Source organism: Streptococcus sp. 27098_8_109, assembly GCF_041432295.1.
Classification (GTDB): Bacteria; Bacillota; Bacilli; order Lactobacillales; family Streptococcaceae; genus Streptococcus.
This window is the reverse complement of record NZ_JAPVZJ010000006.1, coordinates 26,977-51,357: the sequence shown is the minus strand read 5'-3', so window position 1 is coordinate 51,357 and position 24,381 is coordinate 26,977. Positions and strand designations below refer to the sequence as shown.

The 24,381-nt window shown below is 38.9% G+C and carries 7 protein-coding genes; 6 read left to right on the top strand and 1 reads right to left on the bottom strand.

Annotated features, from left to right (window positions below):
* Nucleotides 1–193 precede the first annotated feature (193 nt).
* From O3664_RS03790 to pyk, 4 genes are all read left to right on the top strand, one after another.
* A complete protein-coding gene (locus tag O3664_RS03790; RefSeq protein ID WP_371613650.1) occupies nucleotides 194–13,660 on the top strand; it encodes a GEVED domain-containing protein in 13,467 nt (4,488 codons plus the stop codon).
* A gap of 124 nt (nucleotides 13,661–13,784) precedes the next feature.
* Nucleotides 13,785–16,886, top strand: a complete 3,102-nt coding sequence (locus O3664_RS03785) for a DNA polymerase III subunit alpha (protein ID WP_371613649.1) — start codon at nucleotides 13,785–13,787, stop codon at nucleotides 16,884–16,886.
* An 81-nt stretch (nucleotides 16,887–16,967) separates the two neighbouring features.
* The gene (gene pfkA, locus O3664_RS03780) at nucleotides 16,968–17,975 is read left to right on the top strand and encodes a 6-phosphofructokinase (protein ID WP_000820863.1); all 1,008 of its coding nucleotides are present in this window, start codon (nucleotides 16,968–16,970) and stop codon (nucleotides 17,973–17,975) included.
* Between the two features lie 58 nt (nucleotides 17,976–18,033).
* Nucleotides 18,034–19,539, top strand: a complete 1,506-nt coding sequence (pyk, locus tag O3664_RS03775) for a pyruvate kinase (protein WP_020902894.1) — start codon at nucleotides 18,034–18,036, stop codon at nucleotides 19,537–19,539.
* Between the two features lie 316 nt (nucleotides 19,540–19,855).
* Here the strand turns inward: pyk and O3664_RS03770 are convergent, their stop codons facing one another.
* Nucleotides 19,856–20,842, bottom strand: a complete 987-nt coding sequence (locus tag O3664_RS03770) for an L-lactate dehydrogenase (protein ID WP_000204729.1) — start codon at nucleotides 20,840–20,842, stop codon at nucleotides 19,856–19,858.
* Nucleotides 20,843–21,036: 194 nt separating this feature from the next.
* Here O3664_RS03770 and gyrA point away from each other — a divergent pair, with 194 nt between their 5' ends.
* The gene (gyrA, locus tag O3664_RS03765; RefSeq protein ID WP_078238356.1) at nucleotides 21,037–23,505 is read left to right on the top strand and encodes a DNA gyrase subunit A; all 2,469 of its coding nucleotides are present in this window, start codon (nucleotides 21,037–21,039) and stop codon (nucleotides 23,503–23,505) included.
* Nucleotides 23,505–24,248: a class A sortase gene (locus O3664_RS03760; protein ID WP_033686926.1), complete on the top strand. Its 744-nt coding sequence runs from the start codon at nucleotides 23,505–23,507 to the stop codon at nucleotides 24,246–24,248. The genes gyrA and O3664_RS03760 overlap by 1 nt, the downstream gene beginning before the upstream one ends.
* Nucleotides 24,249–24,381: the final 133 nt, after the last annotated feature.

Here is a 24,381-nt window from a genome sequence, read left to right as displayed (position 1 = left end):
TTAATTTATTATATCAAAAAATTAAAAAAATACCAAAGATAAAATCAAAAACAACAAAAATGTATTGATATATATATATATATATATATATATATATAATTATTTTTCTTGAACTGATAGTGTTTTTGTGATAAAATATATACTATATAACTGTAACTTGCAGTTGCATAATTAAAAAAGGAAAGTTAACATTGTGTATAAATCAAAAAGACAAAAAAATAAATCTTTTGATTGGTATGGCTTAAGCCAACGTTTCTCTATTCGTAAGTACCATTTTGGTGCTGCGAGTGTGTTGTTGGGGACAGCCTTGATTTTGGGTGCTGCCCAAACGACTGCCAAGGCAGAAGAAGCAACTACTGAAAATAAAACAGAAGCCGTAACCCCTACTTCAAAAGATGCTGAGGCGGCAGCTACTCCGGCTAATGTGACCTTGCCAGCTACTGAAGCTACAACAGGTGCTCCTGTTCTAGATAAAAAAGAGTTGAGCGAAGAAGAAATCGCGAAGTTAGCTGCTGAAGTATCTAAAAAGGATGAAAAAGCATCTGAAACAGATACAGCTGAAAAAACAGAAGTATCTGACAAAGAAAAAGCAACACTAACTGCTCCTTCAACAGACAAAAAAGTTGATAAAACAGTTGATGAAAAAGCTGATAAAAAGGATGAAAAGAAAGCAGAAAATCCAATTACTGCTACAAAGAAAATCCTTGAACAATTGACTTCTGAAGCTGAAGTTCTTAATACAACTGCAGCAAACTATGCTGAGAAAAAAGTTGAAGATAAGTCTTCTAAAGAAGCTATTGCTGCTGCAGTAGCAGCGGCGAAAGTAGAAATTACTGCATCTAAGAAAGTTCTAAACGAAAAAGATGTTACCGCTGAGCAATTGAATCTTCAACTCCAACGTATCTCATCTGCTATCGAAGCAGTCTACGCAGAGATGAAACGTGCAGGACACGTAGGTAAAGTTGAAGCAGTGTTGGCAGACCCAGCAGGTTCTACAGTAGCTATTACTAATCCTATTAATAAAGTTGTTGTTAATAATGTTGGTGATATTACTGAGGAAGAAGCGCGTGCGATTGAAAAAGAGATTCGTACAGCAAACCCGACGTTAACTGCTGAAGATAAAATCGAAGTTAAACGAAAAGGAAACACAGGTTTAGCCGTAGCGACAGTAACGCTAGCAAATGGAAGAGTAGACCAAAATGGTAATACAACACATGGTTTTGCTATTGGTGATGTAGCTTATGGTTCAGCTGGTGAGAAAAACTTTAGTCAACTTCGTGAAGCAATCAACTGGTTTGACTTCGCTACTGCGTCTATTACATATGCTGATGGAACGAAAGTAGGACCTGTTGAATATGTTAATAATCCAGCTATGGTTGATTTCACTAGCTCAAAAGGACGTCAAGAGCGTGGACGTTTTACAATGGTTCGTACAGTTCTTGAGTCGACTACACATCCAGAATTAGTAGGTAAGAAAACGAACGATCCAGCATTTTTGAAATCTGGATTAGCTAAGTATACGTTATGGAAAACATATGATCATGTGAAACATGAAGTGCAACAAGGTCTATCTGAAGGACGATTTAATAATGAAATATTTGAGGTTCTTCAAGAAGGAATGCGTTTCAATGTACCAACTAAGGTAAAAGGTTATACATTAAGTGCAACAGTAAGTTCCCTTTCTCGTAAAAAAGTTACTACAGAAACATATACTCTAAATAAAGCTAATGGTGAACCTGAAAATATCAACAGAAGTCCTGTTGATGGTGTTGTTCAACGTGAAGATGTCATTGTAACAAGACTGGATCCAAACTGGAGTCATTTACGATTAGCTGGATTTGAAACTAAATATAAAGATTCAAATGGGGTAACTCGTGAACGATTAACAGCCTTTTCTTCAGCTTATGATGGTGGTAACGTTGGGGTTAAGTTCCAATTGTCAGCAACATATAATGGACGTCCAGTAGCGGTTAATGCTATTGCGGCTGACTCAGAAGACTTAAGTGTGGCGGAGTTCACTCAGTTTGAATCTGATGGTACACCTTGGGAAGAATTCATGCGTTTGAATAAAAATAAAACAAACTCAAAAGGTTTATTCCCTAATAGAGAAGGTAATGGTAACTTTTTAAGTACTTTCGACAGAAAAACAAATGCTCCGTTGTCTACAGGTTATAAACTTTCTGAATGGACGAATAAAACAGAAACAGGTTATGGAAGTCAATTATTTGGACCTTTTGATTCTGGTATTAATAATGGATACGATCTTCCTATAGGTCTTACTCAAAATGTTGAAAATTTAGGTGTTTACATTAATGCCAATGGTAGCCAATCAGCAACTATAGGTTTCGTTATTTATGATGGTGGAGATGCCCCAGCTTCTTATGGTTCTGCACAACACATCATCGGTAACTTTAATAAAGAAAAAGATGGAAAACAAGTAACTGCGACACAACCATATTTAGGAGATGTTCCTGCAGATTCAGACTTCCGTACAACAATCGCTGAGCCAAATGGTGCATGGGTACTTGACGACTTAGTTAACTCAGAAGACTATAAAGAAATCAGTCTTGTTAGTGGTTCAACTCAAGTTACAAACTCAAAAGGTCAATCAGGAACATACTTATTAGATGGTAAAAATCCTGTCATTCATATGTCTGATGGTACTCAAGTAGCGATTAAAAATGGTGAAATTCTATCAACAGCTAATACTTTACCAGGTGGAGATAATTTACCAATTAAAGGTTTATACAACCAAGCAACACGCGGACTTGGTGTAGGTAACCTTCCCGATGAAGGTGAAGGACAACTTCTTGACCCAGCTGCAGCAACTAAATATACACTGCGTCATGCAAGTGAAAATGAATATATCTTAAAAGGTGTCAAAGTTAACCGTGGTGTTAATAATGACGTAGCTTATGTTCGTGGATGGGTTGACTTTAACGGAAATGGTAGATTCGACCTTTATGAATCATCTGAATTAGTAACAGCTAATGCTGATGGAACATATGATATCACCTTCAAAAATACACCTCAATTATTAAACACATCAGTAGATAATCTTGGTGTTCGTTTACGTGTTTCTGTAGACAAAAACGACTTAAGATTACCAACAGGATTAGCGTCTTCAGGGGAAGTAGAAGACTTTGTTGCGAACGTTATTCACCCACCTCGTGGAACACGTCATGAAACAAAAGATTTTCAAGGGAAAAAACAAGAAGTGAATTTCCCTACCAACGCTATGTTCAAGGCTAGTGGTAAAACAATTGAATCTAACTATAAACAATGGGCGGAAATTGATAATAATACGGCGCCTAAGATGGTGTTAAATGATACGGTTGTTAAATCTGAAGAACCAACTGGTAAGACTGTTGAAGTAAAAGACCACTTAAGCCAAACAATCTATAACGGTACGGAAGTTGTTGTTAAAGATGCAAGAGGAAATACTCTTGGTACAGCTGTTAAAGTAACGAATAAATTGACAGGTAAGACTGAATATTACTTATCTGAATATACTGAATATGATACAGCTGGGAATAAAGTTGGGGTTTATAAACTAAATGAAGGTTCTGCAGAAGGTAAGAATACTACACAAGGTTCTCTAAGCTTTACTAAGATTAGTTTTCAACCAGAAGCAGGATTTGTAGGTACAGCTAAAGGGGTAGCTATCCGCGCGTGGGATGATAATGGAAGTCACACTGGATGGGAAGCTACAGAAGATACAATTAAAGAATCTCTAACAAGTACGACTTTAGCAGAAAAAGATAAGATCTTAGAAAATGTAAACAATGGAAATAATGGTGCCAAGTCTATGGATACTAGTTATATTCCAACGGTAATCGATGTTCGTCCAGTAGGAGAAGATACTACTACGGAGGATGTTCAAGGAAAACCACAATCATCTAATCCTTCAATTCCGACAAAAGGAACAGTTGAAACTATCACAAATGAATCTGTAGAAACTTCTAAACGAGTTGATATTCTAAATACAAGTGAGAAACCAACTTTTGCAACTAGAAAAGAAACTCCTGGGAAACTATATACAGAAGATACAACTGTCGATAAGGAAACAACTCTTACATTAACAGATGGAACAACAGTCACATACAAACCATCAGATAAAATTCCAGCAGGAACTACAATAGCGAATACTGGTGATGTGAATGTTACAGGAACAGGGAATGTATCTGTAAATAATATTCGTTTAGTTTCAGGTACATTGATTCCAGCAGGAGCTAAACCTCAAAGCAATCACCCAGCACCAGTGGAAGTAAAAGTAACATTAGCGAATGGAACAGAGCAAACAATTCCAGCAGGAGAAAAAATTCCAGCAGGAGCTACTATCAATACGCCATTTACTAATTCAGCTAATAATACATTCGACAATGTAACTTATAATACTGGACAAACAATTCCGCGTGAAACAGGAAATAAGATTTCAAGATTAGCGAATGAAACTTCTGCAGATCAACTTGTTCCGAAAGGTGAGAGTATCACATTAAACGGTACAACTTATAGCGCTAACAAAGATGTGATTCCAAAAGGAACTCGTACAGCTGCTACTTACGAAGACTTAATGAATGTGACTCTTCCAAATGCAGTTCATCTCGATCCTGAGACTGGAGAAGTGACAAGTGTTCCACGTCGTTATACTAAAGTAACGGACACAGAAATCGTTATTGAAAACGAAGGTACTTACACATTAAATCAAGATACCGGTGAAATCACATTTACTCCAGTTCCTAAATTCGTAGGAACAGGTACAGGTGTAACAAAACAACAACCAGATGTTGACTATAACGATAAAGTAGCAGGAGACCCTGTAACTAGCCAGTATGGTACTGATTATGGTAAAGCTACGTATACACCAATCGTTAAACCTCAGTCAAAAGCATCTATCACTCGTACAATTCACTATGTATACGAGAATGCTAATGATAATCCATCTAGTCAAGATTCATATAAAGATAATGACCCAATCGTAGCAATCGACAATACGCCAGTTACTCGTACACAAACGATTGATTATACTCGTGATTACAAGATTTTCTCTGAAGCAGGTGAAACTGATAAAGAGATGGTTACGACAAACCAAGTTACAGATGCAACTGGACATGTTTACAATGTTGGAGATACAATTCCAGCAGGTACTAAGTTCAACCAAGGTTCAATTATCATCGGTAAATGGACAGCTTCAAGTGATGAAAACTCTAAATTCAAAGAAATTATCTCACCAACAGTTAAAGGATATACAGCTGAAGTAGTAACAGCTAACTTCACACCTAATGCTGGTGGTAAGATGGGACACATCCACAATGGTAAACAACGTGTTGGATTATATACTCCAGTAGCTGACAATACTAAGGACGTTGGTGCATACGAACCATTAGTATCAGAAGTTCGTTCAGACGACAAAGATGATTTCGATATGTATGTTGTTTACAAAGCTGATACTCAAAAAGCTAAAGTAACCTACATTGACTTAGATGCAACAGGTGATGCCCGTATTCTTGAAGTTCAAAACGCTAATCCAGCTCCTGCAACAGGTGCAGATGCGAAAACAACTTATGGTGTTACAACGCTTCAAGGTAAATCTCATACGAAGATTCCTTATACAACAGCTGAAACAATCAAGAAATATGAAGACCTTGGTTATGAATTAGTAACAGATGACTTTACAAATAATACTCAGGGGAATCCAGTTGAAGGTGGACGTAAGTTCGATGATGATAAAGAAGTAGACCAAGCATTCAATGTTTACCTACGTCACAAGAAAGTTACTCGTAAAATTAAAGATACTCAAGAAGTAACACGTACAATTGAGTATAAATATGCTAGTACAGATGATGTACCAACTGATAAACGTGGAACAACAGCTGCACCAACAGTGACTGAAACACTTCACTTTGAACGTGACCGTACAATCGATTACACATTAGCTGCGAAAGTATATCCAACAGAATACGCAACTTACAAAGCGGTATTAGATAAGAGTGGATATGATTCTCCTGAAGAATACAAAGCTCGTACAGTTTACTACGACCACATCACAAACAAAGCAATCGCAGCAGATGCAACAGATACTCAAAAATCAATCGTTACATTTGGACCATGGACTCCAGTAGGTGGAACATCTAACGATGCAATTAAATTATCTGATGCAGAAAAAGTAAAAGATGATAAATTTAACCTTGTTAACTCTCCAGAAGTAACTGGTTATGTTCCAGATAACGCTACTGTAGAAGCAACTGCAGCAATTGATGCAGAAGCAGATGATTACAAGATTACAGTACTTTATACTCCAGTTGCTCAAAAAGCTGTAGTTAAGTTTGTAGAAGTAGATCCTACTAATACAAATAAAGTCATTACTCCTGGTCTTGCAGATCCAGTTGTTGTGACAGGTAAATCAGAAGCAGCTTACCCAGCAACAACAGCAACTTCAGTAACTGATAAGATTGCTGAGCTTGCTAAGAAAGGTTACGAACTTGTAAATAACGGATTTGTATCAACAGACAAATTCGATAAAGATGCTGCAGTTGATCAAGAATATGTGGTGAAATTCAAAGCTAAAGTAGTAGATATTCCATCATTTGATCCAACAAAACCAGCAAGTAACGATAATCCAAAACCAACTCCAGGTGTAACACCACTCGATCCAAGTAATCCAGATGGACCAAAATGGACTGAAGCATTAATCAACGCTGTAAAAGTACAAGAAGAAGTAACACGTACAATTAAGTATGTATACGAAGACGGTACTCCAGTAGCAGAATCTAATCTAACAAGTGTAGCTGACAAGAAAGTTAAAACACTTAAATTTACTCGTCCTGGTAAGATTAATGTTGCGACAGGAGAAATCACATACGGAGATTGGTCAGCGAACCAAAAATTCGAAGCAGTAACATCTCCAGTATTAGAGAAATACACAGCGGCAGTTGCAGGTGTAACTCCAACAACAGCTGATGTACCAGAGAAAACTGTTGCGGCTACAGATAAAGACTTCGAAGAAGTAGTAGTATACAAAACTAAACTAATCACTGTTGATCCCAAAGCTCCAGGTTATAAAGAACCTAAGAAAGATGAGCCAATTAATCCAAATGATCCAAATGGACCAAAATGGACTGACGAATTACTTGCGAAATTGAAAAATACTGAAGAAGTAACACGTACAATTTCGTACACTTACTCAACAGAAGCAAGTGAATTGAACCAAGCTGAAAAAGATGGCAATAAAGCTGGAACGAATGTAGCTGATCCATTCACTACAAAAGTGAACTATACTCGTGTAGCTCAAGTGAACCCAGTAACAGGAGAAATCACATACGGAGAATGGGAAGCTAAAGATAATGACACTACATTAGAAGGAAAAGCAGAACTTCCTAAAGTAGCAGGTTATGTAGCGACAGGCGATGTAGATTCATCTAAGAAAGATGTAACATCAGTTAAAGCAGAAGATAAAGATATTACGGAAAAAGTAGTGTATAAAGCACTAGGTAAATATGTACCAGTTGTACCAGAAGGATTCACTCCTCCTACAATTCAAAATCCACAATATCCAAACTCAGATGATCCATCTAAACCAGGTGATCCAACAACTACAACAACGATTCCATATGTTCCAGGAACAACACCAGTAGGACCAGATGGACAACCGTTGACACCGAAAAACCCTGCTAATAAAGAAGAAGGATACTTACCACCAGCTCCAACAACACCAACAGGGGATACAACAATCGTTTATACGAAAGATGGTTCTCAAGTAGCTGTAACGAAATTTGTAGATACAACTGGTAAAGGATTAGAACCATCAGTAGTCGATACAGGAGATACAGGTAAAGCCTTTACGAAAGATGCGGATGTTACTGCGGCAATCAATAAGATCTTAGCTCGTGGATATGAAAAAGTAGCTAATGTAAATGCAGGTGAAAAAGATTATCCATCAACAGATGCTGAAAAAGTATTTGACGCTGATGCATCAACAAACCAAGAGTATACAGTAACATTCAAACCGATTGTTAAAGATATTCCAACTGATCCAACAACTCCAGGTTATGTGAAACCAGAACCAGGTCAACCAGTAGATCCAACAAAACCAGATGGACCAAAATGGCCAGAATCTGTTAAAGACTTGAAGACAACTGAATCTGTAACACGTACAATCAAGTATGTATATGAAAATGCAACTCCAGTAGAAGATGGCAAACTTGGAACAGATGTTGTAGCTAAGAAAGTTCAAACGCTTGAATTTACTAGAACAGCTAAAGTTAACCTTGTGACAGGAGAAGTTGAATATGGAGCATGGACACCTAAGACAACTGATGGATTTGAAGCTGTAATAACTCCTACAATTGACGGATACACTTCAGCATTAGTAAGTAATCCAACAGTAAGTGACGTACCAGCGAAAACTGTGACGGCAGATGCTGCTGATTATGAAGAAGTTGTAGTTTACAAAACAAAACAAATTACAATTGATCCAAAAGATCCAAACTTCGATCCTGAAAAACCAGTAGATCCAAAAAATCCAAATGGACCAAAATATAAAGATCTTAAACTGGCAGAAGAAGTAAAACGTACAATTACGTATACTTATGCAGATGATGTAGCAGATACTTCTAAACGTGGAACTGATGCAGAACCTAAACATGAAACTACAGTAAGCTTCACACGTACAGCATCAGTAAATGGAGTTACAGGTGAAATTACTTATAGTGAATGGACTGCTAAAGATAACGATACAACTCTTGAAGGTAAAGCTGTAGTACCAGTTAAAACTGGATACGTAGCTACAGGAGATGTTGAGTCATCTAAGCAAGATGTAACGGGTGTTAATGCAACGGATAAAGATATTATTGAAAAAGTTATCTATAAAGATTTAGGTAAATTTGTACCAGTTGTTCCAGAAGGATTCACTCCTCCGACAATTGAAAATCCACAATATCCAAACAATCCAGATGACCCTACAAAACCAGGAACACCAACAACAACGATTCCATATGTTCCAGGAACAACACCAGTAGGACCAGATGGACAACCATTAACTCAAAAAGATCCTAACGATCCAACGAAAGGTTATAACCCACCAACACCAACAAATCCAACTGAGGATACAACAATTGTTTATACGAAAGATGGTTCTCAAGTAGCGGTTGTTCATTTCATTGAAGTAAACAGTGAAACGGATAAGACTGAAAAAGGTGGAGTGGCTCAATCAATCGTTGATACTGGAGATACAGGAAAAGCATTTACGAAAGGTACAGAAGTAACAGCTACAATCGAAGCTCTGAAAGCTAAAGGATATACAGTTGTTGAAAACAACTACCCAGAAAATGGTAAGTTTGATGCAGACTCTAAGACTAACCAAGAATACAAAGTCCTTGTAGCGATTAAACCAGTAACTGTAAATCCAAATGATCCAGCACCAACTCCAGATAAACCAATTGATCCAAATAATCCAACAGGACCAAAATGGACTCCAGAGTTAATCAAAGAGTTAGAAGATGGACGTAAAGAAGAAGTTAAACGTACAATCAACTATGTATATGCAGACGGTAAGAAGGCTGCTGATTCAGTAGAAGAAACGAAAGAGTTCAAACGTTCAGCAACAATTAACCCAGTAACTGGTAAGATTACATTCGGAGACTGGTCACCAGCTCAAACATTTGAAGAAGTAACTTCACCAGAAATTAAGAATTACACTCCAAATAAAGTGACTGTACCAGCATCAGAAGTAACAGCAACTGCTGAAGACATTAATGAAACAGTAGTTTATACTACAAAACCAGTAACATTAGATCCTTCTAAACCAGCAGATCCAAATACTCCAGCTGTTACTCCAAAACCTGAAGACAAAGTACCAAACGATCCAAAAGGTCGTACGTACAAAGAATTAGGATTAATCGAAGAAGTAACGCACACAGTTCACTACAAACTAGCTGACGGATCAGATGCAGGTATCCCTGATAATGTCCAAACATTAACATTCACTCGTACAGCTGACTTAGATCCAGTAACTGGAGCAATCTCTAACTTTAGTGATTGGAAAGCTAAAGGTGACGATACAACAATCGATTCTATAACAACTCCAGATAAACCTGGATATGTAGCTTCAGCCGCTAAATCTACAGCTCGTGAAAATGTTAAAGCTACAGATAAAGATAGTGAAGAAACAATTATCTACCGTAAACTTGGTTCATATGTACCAGTAATTCCTGAAGGAGTAACACCTCCAGCGAACACTGACTTAACTCCAAAACCATATCCAAATGATCCAAACGATCCTACAAAACCAGGGACACCTGCTGAAACTCCAGTAGTACCATACATCCCTGGAACAACACCTGTAGGACCAAACGGTAAACCATTAACTCCGAAAGATCCTAACGATCCAACGAAAGGATATGAAGTACCAAAAGTACCGGAAGATCCAACTCAAAACACTACAATCACGTATGTTAAGGATGGTTCTCAAGTAGCTCTAGTTCACTTCATTAAAGCTGATGGAACTGCAGTTCACGTATCAGTTGCGGAAGCAGGAGACACAGGTAAAGCAATCAAGACAACAAATGTTGATAACGTTAAAGCTGAGTTAGAAGCTAAAGGTTATGAAGTTGTTGAACCAACTGATCCAGCTTATACAGCAGAACGTGTAGCATTCTACGCTGAGGAAAACCGTACATTCGATGACAAAGACGATAAAGGTGATAAAGGAATTAGCCAAGTTTACTACGTAATCGTTAAAGAAGGAATTACTCCAATCGATCCAGATAAACCGCTAGATCCAAATAATCCTAATGTTACTCCAAAACCAGGAGACAAAGTACCGGGAGATCCAAAACAACGTACTTACGAACAACTTGGATTACTAGATGAAGTAAATCGTACAATCAACTACAGATACGCAAATACTGATAAAGTAGACGCTGATAAACGTGGTCAAGAGGCTCGTCCAACTGTAGAACAAAAACTTCGTTACTCTCGTAAAGGTGATCTAAACAAAGTAACAGGTGAAATCACATATACTTCTGACTGGACAGAACCACAAACATTAGCTGAGGTAACATCTCCAGTAATCGAAGGATATGTTGCAGATATTAAAGCAGCTGAAAAAGTAGAAAATGTTGCTCACGATGCAGCTGATTCAGTAGTGAATGTCGTTTACACACCACTAGGTAAATATGTACCAAAAGTACCAGAAGGATTCGAAGTTCCAAATATTGATAAACCTCAATATCCAAACGATCCAACAGATCCAACGAAACCAGGAACACCAACAACACCGATTCCTTATGTTCCAGGAACAACTCCAAAAGATCCAAATGGAAATCCACTGAAACCAGTAGATCCAAACGATCCAAGTAAAGGTTATGTTCCACCAACACCTGAAAACCCAACAGAAGATACTGAAATCACTTATGAGAAAGATACTCAAAAAGCGAAAGTAACTTATGTGGTAGAAGGAACAGGAACAGTACTTCATACAGATAACCTAGAAGGTAAATCTGGAGAGCCAATCAAGTACTCAACAGCAGATAAACTTGCAGACTTGAAGAAACTTGGATATGACTTAGTAACTGACGGATTCACAACAGCTACAGATAAGAACTACGATAAAGATACAAAAGCAGATCAAGTCTTCGAAGTAACGGTTAAACCACACGTTGAGCCACTTAAACCAGTTGATCCAGAAAATCCAAATGATCCAAACAAACCAAAACCGGGTGATCCAATCGATCCAAACAACCCTAATGGACCAAAATGGACAGAAGATCTAATTAAGAAGATTGACACAACTCGTCACGTGAACCGTACAATCACATACGTTAACGAAAAAGGTGAGGAAGTGGCTAAGAAAGTAACAGATAAAGTTACATTCACTCGTGAAGCTAAGATTAACTCTGTAACAGGTGAAATCACATACGGTAACTGGACAGCTAAAGATGGAGATACAACATTCGATAAAGTTGAATCACCAGTCGTTAAAGGCTACATCCTGAAAGATGCCAAACAAAAAGAAGTAGCAGCTACAACAGGATTAACTGCAGACTCTAAAGATGAAAATATCGAAGTTGTCTACACTAAACTTGGTTCATGGATTCCAAAAGTACCAGAAGGTTCTACACCAGTTCCTCCGGTTACGTATCCAAACGATCCAAAAGATCCAACTAAACCTGGAACTGATAAACCTAAAGTGCCTTATATCCCAGGAACTACACCGGTGGTGCCAAAAGATCCAACTAAACCAATTAGTCCGGATAACCCACTAGTTCCATTAACACCAGTAGATCCAAACGATCCAACTAAAGGATATGAAGTACCACCAGTACCAACAGATCCAGGAACTGATACGCGAATCACTTACGTAACTGATAAACAAAAAGCTATCACTAACTTCGTAGATGAAAAAGGTAAAGTAGTATCAACTCCAGTAATTGATGAAGGTGATTCAGGAGCTAACTTCACTAAGTCTAAAGTTGATGAAGTAACTAAGACTATTGAAAAACTTGAAAAAGCTGGATATAGAGTAGTTAACAATAACTTCCCATCTAAAGATACAGACAGAGTATTTGATAAAGATAAATCGGTAGATCAGAAATTTACTGTAACAGTAGCTGAAAGAATCATTCCAGTTACACCAGGTAAACCAGTTGATCCAAACGATCCAAACTTACCGAAGAATCCAGATGGAACACCGATTACTCCATCAAAACCTGAACCAGGCAAGCCAGTATTCCCTAACGATCCAAACAGCCCAGTATGGCCAGATTCAGTGAAAGATATGGTAACTGAAAAAGCTGCTACACGTACAATTAAGTATGTAGATCGTGATGGAAAAGAAGTTTCTGAAACTCGTACAGAAACTATCAAGTTCACTCGTGAGGCGAAAGTGAACTTAGTAACTGGTGTAATCACTTATGGTAAATGGACAACAGATCGTAACGATGATATCTTCAATGGATACCCAGTACCAGTTGTGAAAGGATACATCGCTAAAGCTGGTGATCTAGAATCATCAACTAAAGATGTACAAGTAACTCCTGATACAATCAAGGATATCAATGAAACAGTGATTTACGATAAGTTGGGTTCATGGATTCCAAATATTCCAGGAACACCAACAAATCCAATCACATATCCAAATGATCCGAAAGATCCAACTAAACCAGGAACAGATAAACCAAAAGTACCTTACGTACCAGGATTTATCCCTGTAGATCCAAATGGAAATCCATTGAAACCAGTTGATCCAAACGATCCAACGAAAGGATATGAAGTACCAGATGTACCGGCAGATCCAACTCAAGATACGCCAATTAAGTACATTCCTGTTCATACACCAAATAATGGTGGTGGCAACAATGGTGGCGGAGGTGGTAATATACCAACTCCACAACCTCAACCAAATCCGGCTCCAGCGCCTCAACCAGAACCTAGTCCTGCACCAAATCCTGTTCCAGTGACACCTGAGACTCCTGAACAACCAGTAGTTCCAGTGACACCAGAACAAACAGCAGAGCCTGCTACACCACAGTATATGGATGGTCAACGTGAACTTCCAAATACAGGTACAGAAGCACACTCTAGCTTAGCAGCACTTGGACTTTTAGGAGCCTTGAGTGGATTCGGATTGATTGCTCGTAAGAAAAGAAAAGACGAAGAATAATTCAGACCTTCTTTCAAACAGTGATTGATTCAGCCTAAGAAAGAACTTGAGATTTAACATCTCAGGTTCTTTTCTTTTTTGAAAATGGTATAATATAGTGAGAAGGATAGAGGAGAAGTGTAAATTGATCGCACAACTAGATACAAAAACAGTCTATAGTTTTATGGAGAGCGTCATTTCGATCGACAAGTACGTGAGAGCAGCTAAAGAATTCGGCTACACTCATTTGGCTATGATGGATATTGATAATCTTTATGGTGCTTTTGACTTTCTAGAGGTTACAAAAAAATACGGCATTCATCCTTTACTAGGGCTTGAAATGACTGTGTTTGTAGATAATCAGGAAGTGAATCTGCGCTTTTTAGCTCTATCTAGTGTGGGCTATCAGCAATTGATGAAGCTTTCAACAACCAAGATGCAGGGGGAGAAAAATTGGTCAGTTTTATCTAAGTATCTGGAGGATATTGCGGTAATTGTGCCTTATTTTGATGGACTGGAGTCGCTAAATCTAGGCTGCGATTACTATATTGGCGTTTATCCAGAAACACTGGCAAGCGAATTTCATCATCCTATTTTGCCACTGTATCGGGTCAATGCTTTTGAAAGCAGAGATAGAGAAGTTCTGCAAGTATTAACTGCGATTAAAGAAAATCTACCACTCAGAGAAGTTCCCTTGCGTTCAAGACAAGATGTCTTTATATCAGCAAGTTCTTTAGAAAAACTATTCCAAGAACGCTTTCCTCAAGCCTTGGACAATTTAGAAAAACTTATTTCAGGTATTTCGTATGACTTGGATACTAGTCTGAAACTGCCTCGTTTTAACCCAGCGAGACCAGCCGTAGAAGAGTTGAGAGAGCGTGCTGAATTGGGGCTTGCTCAGAAGGGATTGTCTAGTAAAGAATATCAAGACCGTCTAGACCAAGAATTAGCTGTTATTCATGATATGGGCTTTGATGATTATTTCTTGGTTGTTTGGGATTTGTTGCGTTTCGGACGTTCGAATGGCTATTATATGGGAATGGGACGGGGTTCTGCAGTAGGCAGCTTGGTTTCTTATGCCTTAGATATCACAGGGATTGACCCAGTAGAGAAAAATCTGATTTTTGAACGCTTTCTCAATCGTGAACGCTATACTATGCCTGATATTGATATCGATATTCCTGATATTTATCGTCCAGATTTTATCAGGTATGTTGGCAATAAATATGGCAGTAAACATGCTGCTCAAATCGTTACCTTTTCTACTTTTGGTGCTAAGCAAGCTTTACGTGATGTCCTGAAACGCTTTGGTGTGCCAGAGTATGAATTATCTGCAATTACTAAGAAAATCAGTTTTCGGGACAATCTTAAGTCGGCCTATGAGGGCAATCTCCAGTTTCGTCAGCAAATCAATAGTAAGTTAGAATACCAAAAAGCCTTTGACATTGCTTGTAAGATTGAGGGCTATCCAAGACAAACCTCAGTCCATGCGGCTGGTGTTGTGATTAGCGACCAGGATTTGACTGACTACATCCCTCTAAAGCATGGTGACGAAATTCCACTGACTCAGTATGATGCTCATGGAGTTGAATCTAACGGGCTATTGAAAATGGACTTTCTGGGATTGCGAAATTTGACCTTTGTCCAGAAGATGCAAGAATTGCTTGCTGAATCAGAAGGTATTCACTTGAAAATTGAAGAAATCGATTTAGAAGACAACGACACCCTAGCTTTGTTTGCGTCTGGTAATACAAAAGGTATCTTTCAATTTGAGCAACCTGGTGCTATTCGCCTGCTCAAGCGTGTTCAGCCTGTCTGTTTTGAAGATGTCGTAGCAACTACTTCCCTAAATCGACCAGGTGCTAGTGACTATATCAATAATTTTGTGGCAAGAAAACATGGGCAGGAAGAAGTGACTGTTCTAGATCCAGCTCTGGAGGATATTTTGGCTCCAACTTATGGCATTATGCTCTATCAGGAGCAGGTTATGCAGGTTGCTCAGCGATTTGCTGGATTTAGTCTTGGGAAGGCCGATATTTTGCGTCGAGCTATGGGTAAAAAGGATGCCTCTGCCATGCATGAGATGAGGGCTTCCTTTATTCAAGGCTCCATAGAAGCTGGTCATACTGTGGAAAAAGCAGAGCAGGTTTTTGATGTTATGGAGAAGTTTGCAGGTTATGGTTTTAACCGATCTCACGCCTATGCCTACTCAGCCTTGGCCTTCCAGTTGGCCTATTTCAAAACGCATTATCCAGCCATCTTTTATCAGATTATGTTGAATTCTGCCAACAGTGATTATGTAACAGATGCCTTAGAAGCAGGTTTTGAAGTAGCCCCATTGTCCATTAATACTATTCCCTATCACGATAAAATTGCGAACAAGTCTATCTATCTAGGTTTGAAATCGATTAAGGGGCTCAGCAAGGATTTGGCTATTTGGATTATTGAACATAGACCTTATTCTAATATTGAAGATTTTTTAGCTAAACTACCTGAGAATTATTTGAAACTTCCCTTGCTGGAACCTTTGGTAAAAGTTGGTCTTTTCGATTCATTTGAAAAAAATCGTAAAAAAGTATTCAATAATTTAGTTAATCTATTTGAATTTGTGAAAGTATTAGGAAGCTTATTTGGAGAGACTATCTATAGTTGGCAAGATTCGGAGGACTGGACGGAGCAAGAAAAATTCTACATGGAACAAGAGCTCCTAGGAGTAGGCGTCAGCAAACATCCTCTACAAGCTATTGCAAGTAAGGCTATTTATCCGATTACTCCTATTAGTAATTTGTCAGAAAATAGCTATGCTATTATCTTGGTTGAAGTTCAGAAGATAAAAGTAATTCGTACCAAAAAAGGTGAAAATATGGCTTTCTTACAGGTGGATGACAGTAAGAAAAAATTGGATGTTACCCTCTTTTCAGATTTATATCGACAGGTTGCTCAGGAAGTAAGAGAAGGAGCCTTCTACTATATTAAAGGGAAAGTCCAGTCACGTGACGGTCGTCTGCAAATGATTGCACATGAAATAAGAGAAGCAGTTGCTGAGCGCTTTTGGATTCAGGTGAAAAATCATGATTCGGATCAAGAAATGTCACGTATTTTAGACCAGTATAAAGGCCCAATCCCAGTCATTATCAGGTATGAAGAGGAACAGAGAACAATTGTTTCTCCCCATCATTTTGTAGCTAAATCTGATGAATTAGAAGCGAAATTGAATGGAATAGTTATGAAAACGATTTATCGCTAAAATTACGGAAAATAGAAGAATTTTCAACGTAAATGTGGTATAATCAGTAAGAATGTTAAAAGAAAAAGGAGCATAACCAATATGAAACGTATTGCTGTTTTGACTAGTGGTGGAGACGCCCCTGGTATGAACGCTGCCATCCGCGCAGTTGTTCGTCAAGCAATTTCAGAAGGAATGGAAGTGTTTGGTATCTATGATGGATATGCTGGTATGGTTGCCGGTGAAATTCATCCCCTAGATGCAGCTTCAGTAGGAGACATCATTTCTCGTGGTGGTACTTTCCTTCACTCAGCTCGCTACCCAGAGTTCGCTCAACTTGAAGGGCAACTTAAAGGGATTGAGCAATTGAAAAAACACGGGATTGAAGGTGTAGTTGTTATCGGTGGTGACGGATCTTACCACGGTGCTATGCGTTTGACTGAACATGGCTTCCCAGCTATCGGTCTTCCAGGTACAATCGATAACGATATCGTTGGTACTGACTTCACAATCGGTTTTGACACAGCAGTTACGACTGCTATGGACGCTATCGATAAGATTCGTGATACATCATCAAGTCACCGTCGAACATTTGTTATCGAAGTTATGGGACGTAACGCTGGTGATATCGCTCTTTGGGCTGGTATTGCAACTGGTGCTGATGAAATCATCATTCCTGAAGAAGGATTCAAGATTGAAGATATCGTTGAAAGCATTAAATGCGGTTATGAGTGTGGTAAAAAACACAATATCATCGTCTTGGCAGAAGGTGTTATGTCAGCAGCTGAATTTGGTCAAAAACTAAAAGAAGCTGGGGATACAAGCGACCTTCGTGTGACAGAACTTGGACATATTCAACGTGGTGGTTCTCCAACTGCGCGTGATCGTGTTTTGGCATCACGTATGGGTGCACATGCTGTTAAACTTCTTAAAGAAGGTATCGGTGGTGTTGCGGTTGGTATCCGTAACGAGAAAATGGTTGAAAACCCAATTCTTGGAACTGCGGAAGAAGGAGCTTTGTTTAGCCTTACTGCAGATGGTAAGATTGTGGTTAACAACCCACACAAGGCTGACCTTGAGCTATCTAGCTTGAATAAGAGCTTGTCATAATTTATAATTTAGTTAATAAGACCAAAAAGGTCATATATATAAAGGAGTCACAAAAATCATGAATAAACGTGTAAAAATCGTTGCAACTTTGGGACCTGCGGTAGAAATCCGTGGTGGTAAAAAATTTGGTGATGACGGTTACTGGGGTGAAAAACTTGATGTTGAAGCTTCAGCTAAAAACATTGCCAAATTGATTGAAGCTGGTGCTAACACATTTCGTTTCAACTTCTCACACGGTGACCACCAAGAACAAGGTGAGCGTATGGCAACTGTTAAACTTGCAGAAAAACTTGCAGGTAAAAAAGTTGGTTTCCTTCTTGATACAAAAGGACCAGAAATCCGTACAGAATTGTTCGAAGGTGAAGCTAAAGAGTATTCATACAAAACTGGTGAGAAAATCCGTGTTGCGACTAAACAAGGAATCAAATCAACTCGTGATGTGATTGCATTGAACGTTGCTGGTGCTCTTGATATCTATGATGATGTTGAAGTTGGTCGTCAAGTTTTGGTTGACGATGGTAAACTTGGTCTTCGTGTGGTTGCTAAAGATGATGCAACTCGTGAATTTGAAGTTGAAGTTGAAAACGATGGCGTAATTGCTAAACAAAAAGGTGTTAACATCCCTAACACTAAAATTCCTTTCCCAGCTCTTGCTGATCGTGATAACGATGATATCCGCTTCGGTCTTGAACAAGGTATCAACTTCATCGCGATTTCATTCGTACGTACTGCTAAAGACGTGAACGAAGTTCGTGCAATCTGTGAAGAAACTGGAAATGGACATGTTCAATTGTTCGCTAAAATCGAAAACCAACAAGGTATTGATAACTTGGATGAAATCATCGAAGCTGCTGATGGTATCATGATTGCTCGTGGTGACATGGGTATCGAAGTACCATTCGAAATGGTTCCAGTTTACCAAAAAATGATCATCACTAAAGTGAACGCTGCTGGTAAAGTTGTTATCACTGCAACAAACATGCTTGAAACAATGACTGAAAAACCACGTGCAACTCGTTCAGAAGTATCAGACGTATTTAACGCTGTTATCGACGGAACTGACGCTACAATGCTTTCAGGTGAGTCTGCAAATGGTAAATACCCACTTGAGTCAGTAACTACAATGGCTACAATCGACAAGAACGCTCAAACTCTTCTTAACGAATATGGACGTTTGAACTCAGATTCATTCGAACGTAACTCTAAGACAGAAGTAATGGCTTCAGCTGTTAAAGATGCTACTAACTCAATGGATATCAAATTGGTTGTAACTCTTACTAAGACAGGTCACACTGCACGTTTGATCTCTAAATACCGTCCAAATGCTGACATCTTGGCATTGACATTCGACGAATTGACAGAACGTGGATTGATGTTGAACTGGGGTGTTATCCCAATGTTGACAGATGCTCCATCATCAACTGACGATATGTTCGAAATCGCTGAACGTAAAGCAGTTGAAGCAGGACTTGTACAATCTGGTGACGATATCGTTATCGTAGCTGGTGTACCAGTTGGAGAAGCTGTTCGTACAAACACAATGCGTATCCGTACAGTACGTTAATCTAACATTAAAAAGCCTATCATATCAAGCTTTCTAGCCTGTATGATGGGCTCTTTTTTGTCTATGGAGCACAAATGGGGCAAAACTTTTTACTTTCGATTTAATGCGACGGTATCAAGTTCGTCAAATACTGCTTGCTACAGACTTTTTGTAACGTGAGGATAGATCTAATTGGTAGTTTTCGGATTTATGCCCAAACTGTGACACGATAGCTTTTAAAGTTATGTTGTTTTTTACGTATACTTCATAAAATGTTTAGTTCAAATACAGATAAAAAATAACTCCCTGATGACTCAAGGAGTTATTACTATCTAAATTAGTTTTTAGAAGCAGCTTGGAATTCTGGGTTTTTCCATGCTTCGTCAATAATAGCTTGTAATTCATTTGCAGATGCTTGCATTTTTTGAGTTTCTGCGTCGTTCAATGGGATATTTACTGGACGAACAATACCATGTGCACCAACAACAGCTGGTTGACCGATAAAGACGTTTTTAACTCCGTATTGACCTTCTTGGAATACTGAAAGTGGAAGTACTGCGTTTTCATCGTCAAGGATTGCTTTAGTAATACGAGCAAGGGCTACTGCGATACCGTAGTATGTTGCACCTTTTTTGTTGATGATTGTGTAGGCTGCATCACGAACACCTTCGAACAATTCAATCAATTCAGCTTCTTGAACATTTTGAGTATCCTTAAGGAATTCTTCAAGGTTTACACCAGCGATGTTAGCGTGTGACCAAACAGCGAACTCAGAGTCACCGTGTTCACCCATAATGTAGGCGTGCACTGAACGAGCATCAACATCCAATTTTTCAGCAAGTGCTTGACGGAAACGAGCTGAGTCAAGTGAAGTACCTGAACCGATAACGCGTTCTTTAGGGAAACCAGAGAATTTCCAAGTTGAGTAAGTCAAGACGTCAACTGGGTTAGCAGCAACAAGGAAGATACCTTTGAAACCTGATTCAACAACTTGAGTTACGATTGATTTGTTGATAGCAAGGTTTTTACCTACAAGATCAAGACGAGTTTCACCTGGTTTTTGAGGAGCACCTGCAGTGATTACAACAAGGTCAGCGTCTGCACAGTCAGAGTATTGAGCTGCATAGATTTTTTTAGGTGAAGTGAAGGCAAGGGCGTGGCTAAGGTCAAGCGCATCACCAACAGCTTTTTCATGCAATTGAGGAATTTCGATAATTCCAAGCTCTTGTGCAATTCCTTGGTTAACAAGTGCAAAAGCGTAAGATGAACCTACAGCACCATCACCAACAAGGATAACTTTTTTGTGTTGTTTAGTTGAAGTCATTGTTCTAAACATCTCCTTAATTTTATTCAGGGATTTCCCCAGTTATTTTAATTCTATCACTTTTAAAAAGCTTTGTCACGGATATGCCTTTCAGTTCTTGATGTAAACGTTTTAGTAGTTTTAGATACCTGAAATATAGTCGACATTATGGTATAATATTGTTAATTACTAATAGTGAAATGAGGCATTTATTAATGCAGGATAGAAATTTAGTGAATGTCAATCTGACAAAGGAGATGAAGACGAGCTTTATCGACTACGCTATGAGTGTTATCGTAGCACGGGCTCTTCCTGATGTTCGAGATGGCTTGAAACCTGTTCACCGTCGGATTCTCTACGGAATGAATGAATTAGGTGTTACTCCAGATAAACCCCATAAAAAATCTGCTCGTATTACAGGGGATGTTATGGGTAAATACCACCCACACGGGGATTCCTCTATCTATGAAGCCATGGTCCGTATGGCTCAATGGTGGAGCTACCGTTACATGCTTGTCGATGGGCATGGAAACTTTGGTTCTATGGATGGAGACGGTGCAGCTGCCCAGCGTTATACTGAGGCACGTATGAGCAAGATTGCGCTGGAAATGCTTCGTGATATCAACAAAAATACGGTTGATTTCGTTGATAACTATGATGCCAATGAACGTGAACCCTTGGTCTTGCCAGCGCGTTTTCCAAACCTTTTGGTTAATGGAGCAACTGGTATTGCGGTTGGGATGGCAACCAATATTCCACCTCATAACCTTGGTGAAACCATTGATGCAGTGAAGTTGGTCATGGACAATCCTGAAGTGACTACTAAGGACTTGATGGAAGTCTTGCCTGGTCCAGATTTTCCAACTGGTGCTCTTGTTATGGGGAAATCAGGTATTCATAAGGCTTATGAAACAGGTAAAGGTTCTATTGTCCTTCGTTCTCGTACTGAAATTGAGGAAACTAAGACTGGCCGTGAGCGTATTGTTGTAACAGAATTTCCTTATATGGTCAATAAAACAAAGGTGCATGAGCATATTGTTCGTTTGGTTCAGGAAAAACGCATTGAGGGCATCACAGCAGTACGTGATGAGTCAAACCGTGAAGGTGTTCGATTTGTTATTGAAGTCAAGCGCGATGCCTCAGCCAATGTTATCCTCAACAACCTCTTCAAGATGACCCAGATGCAAACCAACTTTGGTTTTAATATGCTTGCAATCCAAAATGGGGTACCAAAGATTTTGTCCCTTCGTCAGATTTTGGATGCTTATATTGAGCACCAAAAAGAAGTGGTTGTTCGTCGGACACGTTTTGATAAGGAAAAAGCAGAAGCGCGTGCTCATATCTTAGAAGGTCTCTTGATTGCGCTAGACCATATCGACGAAGTGATTCGTATCATCCGTGCTAGTGAAACGGATGCGGAAGCACAAGCTGAGTTGATGAGCAAGTTTAAGCTTTCTGAACGTCAAAGTCAAGCCATTCTTGATATGCGTCTTCGCCGTTTGACAGGTTTGGAACGTGATAAGATTCAGTCAGAGTATGATGACTTATTGGCTCTGATTGCAGATTTAGCAGATATTCTTGCTAAGCCAGAACGTGTTTCTCAAATTATCAAGGATGAATTAGATGAAGTCAAGCGTAAGTTTGGTGATCAACGTCGTACGGAATTGATGGTCGGTGAAGTCTTGAGTCTTGAAGATGAGGATCTAATTGAAGAAGCTGATGTCTTGATCACTCTTTCTAACAAAGGATACATCAAACGTCTGGACCAAGCTGAGTTTACTGCTCAAAAACGTGGGGGGCGTGGTGTTCAAGGAACAGGTGTTAAGGATGACGATTTTGTTCGTGAGTTAGTGTCAACTAGTACCCATGATCACCTACTCTTCTTTACAAATAAAGGACGTGTCTATCGCCTTAAAGGATATGAAATTCCTGAATATGGCCGTACTGCTAAGGGATTGCCAATTGTCAATCTTTTGAAATTGGATGAAGGTGAAAGTATTCAGACCATCATCAATGTTGAGTCTGAACGTAGTGATGATGCTTACCTCTTCTTCACAACCCGTCATGGTATTGTGAAGAGAACCAGCGTTAAGGAATTTGCTAATATCCGTCAGAATGGACTTAAAGCACTTAACCTCAAGGATGAAGATGAGTTGATTAATGTCTTACTGACAGAAGAGGATACGGACATTATCATTGGTACCAAGTTTGGTTATTCAATTCGCTTTAATCAATCAGCCGTTCGTGGTATGAGTCGTATCGCCACTGGTGTGAAAGGTGTTAACCTTCGTGACGGAGACACAGTTGTTGGTGCTAGTGTGATTACAGACCAGGACGAGGTTCTTATCATCACAGAAAAGGGCTATGGTAAGCGCACAGTTGCGACCGAATATCCAACTAAAGGTCGTGGTGGTAAAGGGATGCAAACCGCTAAGATTACAGAAAAGAACGGTTCTCTTGCTGGTCTTATGACCGTTAAAGGCGATGAAGATTTGATGATTATCACTGATACTGGTGTCATGATTAGAACCAACGTTGCCAATATTTCACAAACAGGTCGTTCAACTATGGGAGTTAAAGTGATGCGCCTGGACCAAGATGCTAAAATTGTAACCTTTACTACGGTTGCAGCTGAAGAAAAAGAAGAAGTTGGGACAGAAAACGAAACAGAAGGTGAAGCATAATGTCTCATAAAAAGAATAAAAAGAAAACAAACCGTAAAAATTTACTAATCAATATCTTGGCAGGATTCTTAATCATCTTGTCAATAGCTTTGATTTTCAATTCAAAAATTCGTGATATGTTCATGGTTTGGAATACCAATAAATACCAAGTCAGCCAGGTATCAAAAGAAAAATTGGAAGAAAATCAAGATACAGAAGGGAATTTTGACTTTGATTCCGTAAAAGCCATCTCGTCAGAAGCTGTCTTGTCCTCACAATGGGATTCGCAAAAATTGCCAGTTATCGGTGGAATTGCTGTCCCTGAGGTAGAAATTAACTTGCCTATTTTTAAAGGGCTTGATAATGTCAATCTCTTCTATGGAGCCGGTACAATGAAGCGTGATCAAGTGATGGGGAAAGGAAACTATACCCTTGCGAGCCATCACATCTTCACGGCGGAAAACGCCAGCCAAATGCTCTTTTCTCCATTATCACGCGCTAAAAATGGGATGAAAATTTATCTTACTGATAAGGATAAAGTTTATACCTATGAAATCCGTGAAGTGAAGCATGTGACTCCAGATCGCGTTGATGAGATTGATGACCGTACCGGAGTTGATGAAATCACACTTGTAACCTGTGTTGACTATGATGCGACAGAACGTATTATCGTAAAAGGTGACCTGAAAGATACAAAAGACTATTCACAAACCCCTGAAGAAATTCTAACAGCTTTCAATCAACCATATAAACAACGTTATTAAAGATAAATCAGTAAAATCTTAGGTTTTACTGATTTTTTATAGATTGAATTTCAAAATAAACTGTTATGAAATACAGAAAACGCTTCCTAATATTGAAAGTTTGTGATATAATTATCAGGTAAAAAATTTTTAG

What these genes read in the sequence shown, in the direction of transcription:
- pfkA (WP_000820863.1), top strand. Translation starts at nt 16,968, where the DNA reads ATGAAACGTATTGCTGTTTTGACTAGTGGTGGAGACGCCCCTGGTATG.
- pyk (WP_020902894.1), top strand. Translation starts at nt 18,034, where the DNA reads ATGAATAAACGTGTAAAAATCGTTGCAACTTTGGGACCTGCGGTAGAA.
- O3664_RS03770 (WP_000204729.1), bottom strand. Translation starts at nt 20,842, where the DNA reads ATGACTTCAACTAAACAACACAAAAAAGTTATCCTTGTTGGTGATGGT.
- gyrA (WP_078238356.1), top strand. Translation starts at nt 21,037, where the DNA reads ATGCAGGATAGAAATTTAGTGAATGTCAATCTGACAAAGGAGATGAAG.
- O3664_RS03760 (WP_033686926.1), top strand. Translation starts at nt 23,505, where the DNA reads ATGTCTCATAAAAAGAATAAAAAGAAAACAAACCGTAAAAATTTACTA.